The organism is Rhodoferax sp. (assembly GCF_018063565.1).
Lineage (GTDB): Bacteria > Pseudomonadota > Gammaproteobacteria > Burkholderiales > Burkholderiaceae_C > Rhodoferax.
Genome location: NZ_JAGPBB010000132.1, coordinates 1 through 6,625 on the forward strand (window position 1 = coordinate 1; position 6,625 = coordinate 6,625).

The 6,625-nt window shown below is 59.8% G+C and carries 6 protein-coding genes; 3 read left to right on the forward strand and 3 right to left on the reverse strand.

Going from position 1 to position 6,625, the window contains the following annotated elements:
• A partial coding sequence (locus KBF66_RS18180; protein WP_296660838.1) for an EamA family transporter occupies positions 1 to 604 on the reverse strand: 604 nt, incomplete at its 3' end.
• 135 nt (positions 605 to 739) lie between these two features.
• On the opposite strand from KBF66_RS18180, the gene glmS reads away from it, so the two are divergent.
• The 3 genes from glmS to KBF66_RS18195 all read left to right on the forward strand — a co-directional run bounded on the left by glmS (position 740) and on the right by KBF66_RS18195 (position 4,526).
• On the forward strand, positions 740 to 2,650 hold the full coding sequence (glmS, locus tag KBF66_RS18185; RefSeq protein ID WP_296660842.1) for a glutamine--fructose-6-phosphate transaminase (isomerizing): 1,911 nt from the start codon (positions 740 to 742) through the stop codon (positions 2,648 to 2,650).
• A 16-nt stretch (positions 2,651 to 2,666) separates the two neighbouring features.
• Positions 2,667 to 3,881 (forward strand): alpha/beta fold hydrolase, encoded by a 1,215-nt coding sequence (locus KBF66_RS18190; RefSeq protein WP_296660847.1) that lies wholly within the window; start codon positions 2,667 to 2,669, stop codon positions 3,879 to 3,881.
• Between the two features lie 141 nt (positions 3,882 to 4,022).
• Complete coding sequence (locus KBF66_RS18195) at positions 4,023 to 4,526, forward strand: hypothetical protein (RefSeq protein ID WP_296660849.1); 504 nt, start codon at positions 4,023 to 4,025, stop codon at positions 4,524 to 4,526.
• A 13-nt stretch (positions 4,527 to 4,539) separates the two neighbouring features.
• Here the strand turns inward: KBF66_RS18195 and KBF66_RS18200 are convergent, their stop codons facing one another.
• Both KBF66_RS18200 and ilvA read right to left on the reverse strand, forming a co-directional pair.
• Entirely contained in the window at positions 4,540 to 5,463 is a 924-nt protein-coding gene (locus KBF66_RS18200; RefSeq protein WP_296660852.1) for a 5'-nucleotidase, read from the reverse strand.
• Positions 5,460 to 6,625 (reverse strand): threonine ammonia-lyase, biosynthetic (gene ilvA, locus KBF66_RS18205; RefSeq protein ID WP_296660855.1); only part of this gene is annotated, 1,166 nt, incomplete at its 5' end. The genes KBF66_RS18200 and ilvA, both read right to left, overlap by 4 nt.

The following is a 6,625-nucleotide window of genomic DNA, read 5'->3' on the forward strand; positions in this document are numbered from 1 at the left end:
TGACCAGGGCGTCCCAACCTTCCACCCACAAGGCCAGCGCCGCCAGCGGTGGCACGGCAAACAGGCTGGACCACACCACATAGGCCACCATATTGATCCGCCCGGCAGCTCGGCTGACCAGATTGCCACCGGCCCACGACAGCGCCGCCAGCAGCACCAGCCCCAGTCCCAGCGGCGTGGTGTTGCCGTCGGTGTGGGTCACGATCACCGCCAAACCCCCGGCGGCCAATGCCAACGCCAGCCATTGCACCCGCTGCAGAGACTCACCCGCCATCAGCAGCGCCAGCCCGATGGTGAAAAACACCTGCACCTGGATCACCAGTGACGCCAGCCCGGGCGAGATGTGGCCGTTCATCGCCACAAACAGCAGGCCAAACTGCCCGACACCAATCAGCAGCCCATATGCCGCCAGATTGCGCCAGGGCACGGCCGGGCGGGGCAGCACCCATACCATCGGCAGCACCACCACCAAAAAGCGCAGCGTGGCAAACAACAACGGCGGCATGTGCGCCAGTGCCAGCTTGATGACCACAAAGTTGCTGCCCCACACGGCCACGACTGCCAGGGCCAGTAAAAAGTGTCGCAGGGAGAGTGATGTTTTCATTCAAATTGGTTAGTTGATTGAAATTATCGTTCAAGCGGTTCAAATCAAGAATTTGTTACTCAATTAGTAACAAAAATTGAAAGCAAATTTCAATGCCTTGTCACTACGATTCAGCATCAAACAAGGAGGTGAAAGATGTGCGGTATTGTTGGTGCGGTCTCAACACAAAACATTGTTCCCATTCTGGTGCAGGGCCTGGCCCGACTGGAGTACCGGGGATATGACTCGTGCGGCGTGGCGGTGTACTCCCACGGCTTGAAACGTGCCCGCAGCACCTCGCGCGTTACGGAGCTCATTGAGCAGATTGGCAACTCGGGGTTGACTGGCACCACCGGCATCGCCCACACCCGCTGGGCCACCCATGGCGCGCCTGCAGTTCACAACGCGCATCCACATTTCAGCCACGGCCCTGGCGCGGTCTCGGCCCCGGACCCCAGTCTGGCGGGGCTCACCCACGACGGCAGTCCGGCCCGTGCCGGTCGGATTGCCCTGGTTCACAACGGCATTATTGAAAACCACGACGAATTACGTGCGAGCTTGCAGGCACGAGGCTATGTGTTTCAGAGCCAGACCGACACCGAGGTGATTGCGCACCTGATCGACAGTCTGTACGACGGTGATTTGTTTGAGGCGGTCAAGGCGGCCTTGGGGTCCTTGCGGGGTGCCTATGCGATAGCGGTGTTCTGCAAGGACGAGCCACACCGTCTGGTGGGTGCGCGTGCCGGTTCACCTCTGATTCTGGGTGTTGGCACCGATGGCCAGACGCATTACCTGGCCAGTGACGCGATGGCCCTGGCCGGGGTCACCGATCAGATTGTGTATCTGGAAGAAGGGGACGTGGCCGACCTGCAACTGGGCAAATACTGGCTGGCCGACCGACAGTTCAAAGCCTTGAGCGCAGCGCAGCGCCCGGTGCGAACGGTGCAAGCCCACAGCGGTGCCGCCGAGCTCGGACCGTACCGGCACTACATGCAAAAGGAGATCTTTGAGCAACCGCGCGCCATTGCCGACACGCTCGAAGGCATCAGCAACATCATGCCCGAGCTTTTTGACGGGGCTCAGGTCAGCGCGGCGCGGGTGTTCAAGACCATTGACTCGGTGCTGATTCTGGCCTGCGGCACCAGTTACTACAGTGGCTGCACGGCCAAATATTGGCTGGAGAGCATAGCCAAAATTCCGACCCAGGTTGAAGTGGCCAGTGAATACCGCTACCGCGACTCGGTGCCCAACCCCAGAACATTGGTGGTCACCATCACCCAAAGTGGCGAGACCGCTGACACACTGGCCGCCTTGCGCCATGCACAAAGCCTGGGCATGACCCATACACTCACCATTTGTAATGTGGCCACCAGCGCCATGGTGCGCGAATGTGCGCTGGCTTACATCACCCGCGCAGGTGTGGAGATTGGCGTGGCGTCGACCAAGGCGTTCACGGCGCAGCTGGCCGGGCTGTTTCTGCTGACACTGGCGTTGGCGCAATCGCGCGGACTGTTGAGCGACGCGGACGAGGCACGCCACCTCAAGGCAATGCGACACCTGCCAGCGGCCCTGCAGTCGGTGCTGGCGCTGGAACCTCAGGTCATCGCCTGGTCGCAGGACTTTGCGGCCAAGGAAAACGCGCTGTTTCTCGGCCGCGGCATGCATTACCCGATCGCGCTGGAGGGCGCGCTCAAACTCAAGGAAATCAGCTATATCCACGCCGAGGCTTACCCGGCGGGCGAGCTCAAGCACGGCCCGCTGGCGCTGGTGACCAGCGCCATGCCGGTGGTCACTGTGGCACCCAACGACGCCTTGCTGGAAAAGCTCAAAAGCAATCTGCATGAGGTTCGCGCTCGCGGTGGTGTGCTGTATGTGCTGGCCGACGCGGACACCCACATCGAGAGTGGCGACGGCCTGCACGTCATCCGGATGCCGGAAAACTATGGTGCTCTTTCACCGATGCTGCATGTGGTGCCGCTGCAGCTGCTGGCGTACCATACCGCCTGCGCGCGCGGCACCGACGTTGACAAACCGCGCAATCTGGCAAAAAGTGTGACGGTTGAATGAACCTGGGGGTGAGTGAATGGCATTGACGGTATTGGCATCAATTTTCCAGCGCTGGCTGGTCGGTCTTGTGGCCTTGCTGCTGATCGTCCAGCTCGGTGCCTGTGGTGGTGGCTCGGGTGGGGATGACACTGGCCCGACACTGCCCCCGCCGATCACCAACCTGCCTGGAGCCGGGGAACTGAAGGACGTTTCCCTGTTGAAAACCTTGTCGGTCAGCGAAATCGAGGCTGCCATGACTTCTGGTGAAGATGAAGCCTTGGTGACCCGCCCCCGCTACGCCGTCAAGGCGTACCGCATGACTTACCTGACGCAGGACGGCGCAGGCAGTGAAGTACTGGCATCGGCACTGATGGTGGTGCCACAAAAAGCTGCCGGTGCGCTCAGCCCGGTTTTCAGTTACCAGCACCCCACGCTCAAGCGTGACGCCGATGCACCCAGCCATTTGAATGAACTCAACGGCCCGGAGATTGCACTGGCCTCCTTGGGCTTCATCGTGCTGTCGGCGGACTATGTGGGTTATGGCGTATCGAGGGGTGTGCCACACCCCTACATTCTGGCCACGCCATCTGCGGCGGCGGTGATCGACATGTTGACGGCGGCCAGGTACTGGCGCCAGACGCAACAAATTGCCGACAACGGCCAGTTGCTGATGGCCGGCTATTCCGAGGGTGGCTTCGTCACCATGGCCGCTGCGCGGGCTATGCAGTCTGGCCAGTCGGTCCACCGCGACCATCTGGTGCTGATTGCACCGGGTGCCGGGCCCTACAACGCGGTCACGACGCTGGATGAGTTACTGGACCAGGTGCGCGACGAATACCCGCTGATTGGGTGGTTGTTGCATCCTGGCCTGTTGCAATACCTGAGCGACTCGGACCGGGACAACATTCGCGATGCCCTGCTCAAGTCGCTGCTGGGCTCGGACGTGGATGTGGTGTTTATGCCGACCTTGCTGGACGCCTACTTGGCCGATGATCGTGCGCTGTTGGCCAGCGTCAGCCATGTGGACGACTGGCTCCCCGGTATCCCGGTACGGATGTTTCATGGTCGCGACGACCGGACCGTTTCATTTTTTAATAGCAGCAATACGTTGCAAAAAATGTGGGACAAAGGTGCCGGCAGTCGGGTCAGCGTGACGCAATGTACGGTCGTGCCAGCCGACCATATCCCCTGTGTGCCGCAGTACTGGCAGTTTTTGATCGACACGCTGGGACCGGTCACCAAGGATCTCTGAGCTGCTTGCCAGGTTTTTGGGGGGCTGAAGTAAAAAAAGTTGGTTTTTTTGAAAAATAACCCTAAATTACCCCTTAATTCTGCCGTTAAGAACAGTACGAACGGAGGATAGACCCGGACACATTCTGCAGTCTGAAGCACCATGACACTTCCAGCCATTGATCGAATCCAGAGCGTGCGGCCAGTTGCCGCAGAGTCGGCTTCGCTTGCGACTGGCCGGGTTGTGCCTGTTGCTCCGGTGAACCTGCCACAGCAATCAGCGATTCCAGAACAGCCAGTTCCCAGTGTCATCAATTTGGTGAATCAGGCGGACAAACCCAGCAGTGGAGAAGCGGTCTACACCAGTGTTTCTGACCCGGTGCGTAAGGGATCAGACGCTGCTGAGGCACCGCGGGACTGGACCATCAAGCGCCCCGCCCCTGAAAAAGTGGAGTATCCGCCGCCTGAGCCGATGTCAAAGGTGCTGCTGGATCACATTAAGTCCTTGTGGCAGGCCAGTGCCAGCGCCGTGCAGGTGCAACAGCTGGTCAAGGATCAGGTGGATCTGAGCAAACCGGCGGTCAACGTGGCGCAGGGTGTGGTTGCGACCGAAGTGTTCACTTACTCTCCCACCAAGATCAACAAGGTTGAGAGAACCCAGACCTGAGGCAAGGTCGATCTCAATTCCTGACGCCACTGGCAACATGGCCAGCAGGCACATGTCTGGCAGCTGATTCAATGTGACCGGTCTGGTCATCAAAAAAGAAGTCCGGTTCAAACTCCCGCAAGAACTCACCCTTGGCCAGGCCGCCGAGGAACATGGCCTCGTCCACCTCAATGTTCCAGTTCATCAGTGTGCGAATGGCACGTTCATGCGCCGGGGCGCTGCGGGCCGTGACCAGTGCCGTGCGGATGCGCATTTGTGCGGTACCCGCCGTTTGCAGCCGGTGTAATGCTGCCAGCAGGGGTTTGAAGGGGCCGTCGGGCAGCGGCTGTGCGGCTTTTTCGCTCTCGTGACGCTGAAACGCCTGCAAACCCTGCGTCTGGTAAATGCGTTCGGCCTCATCCGAGAACAGCACGGCGTCGCCATCAAATGCAATACGAACCTCGTTGGGATGGGCGTCGCTGGCATGTACCGAGTTGGGGTAGACCTGGGCTGCCGGCACACCCGCGTCAAGCGCAGCCCGCACATCGGCCAGATGGGTGCTGAGAAACAGATTGGCGTGTAATGGCTTCAGATAACGCCAGGGTGCCTGCCCGCGGGTAAAACTGCCGCGCTCAATGGCCAACTGATAGTGCCGTGCCGAGCGGAATACCCGCATGCCCGAAACCGGGTCGTTGCGCGACAGGATCACCACTTCAACCGGGCGCTGACAGGTCGGCGAAGTGACTTGCTCCAGCGGTTCTTCACGGTTAAACGCCAGCAGTTTTTTCACCAAGGAGAATGCCACCCCGGGTTTGGCCGGGACATCCAGGCGTTGTAATTGCAGGGCCATGTAAGCGCGATCATCGCTGTGCTCGAAAACCTGATTCTCTTCTTCAAAATCAAACAAGGCCCGGCTGCTGATGGCAACCACCAGGCGGCCGTCGAGTGTGGCACTCATGACTGCAGGAACATGCGGTAAACCGGGTTGGCGGTTTCTTCCACATAAGGGTAGCCCAGCGTGGTCAGAAAAGCGTCAAACTCGCCCGATTCGGATTTGGGCACCTGCAGCCCGACCAGGATGCGTCCGTAGTCGGCACCCTGGTTGCGGTAGTGAAACAGGCTGATGTTCCAGCCCGGGCGCATCAGGTTCAAAAACTTCAGCAATGCACCGGGGCGCTCAGGAAAGATGAAGCGCAGCAATCGCTCATCTTCTGCCAGCAGAGAATGCCCGCCGACCATGTGGCGGATATGTTCTTTGGCAAGATCATCGTGCGTCAGGTCAAGTGTCTCAAAGCGGTGCCGGCTCAGGTGTGCTGCAATCTTGCCTGATTCGCCGCGTGTGCCCGTGGTCAAGCCCACAAAGACATGGGCCTTCCTGGCGTCGCTGATGCGGTAGTTGAACTCGGTCACATTGCGCAGGGTTTTGGCACCACCAAACGCGGGCAGGTCGCCAATCACTTCGCAAAAGCGCCGGAAACTGCCGCGCTCTTCAGGAATGGTCACGGCAAACAGGGCCTCGCGTTCCTCACCCACTTCAGCGCGTTCGGCGACAAAACGCAGGCGGTCAAAGTTCATGTTGGCACCACACAGAATGGCGGCGTAGGTTTCGCCCTTGGTCTTGTGGGTGGCTACATACTGTTTGATGGCGGCCACCGCCAGCGCGCCAGCGGGCTCCACGATGCTGCGGGTGTCCACAAATACGTCCTTGATAGCAGCACAAACCGCATCGGTATCGACACGCACATAATCGTCCACCAGACCGCTGGCCGCTCGAAAAGTCTCCTCGCCCACCAGCTTGACCGCCGTGCCATCAGAAAACAGCCCCACATCACTGAGCGTGACGCGCTTCTGTGCGGCAACCGACTGTACAAACGCATCCGAGTCGTTCATCTGTACACCAATCACCTTGATCTCGGGGCGCACCGCCTTGATGTAGTTGGCCACCCCGGCAATCAGGCCGCCACCACCAATCGCCACAAACACCGCGTCAAGCCGCCCCTGGTGCTGGCGCAGCAACTCCATGCCGATGGTGCCTTGGCCAGCAATGACGTCCGGGTCGTCAAATGGATGCACAAAGGTCAGGCCCTGTTGCTTCTCCAGCTCAACCGCATGGCCATAGG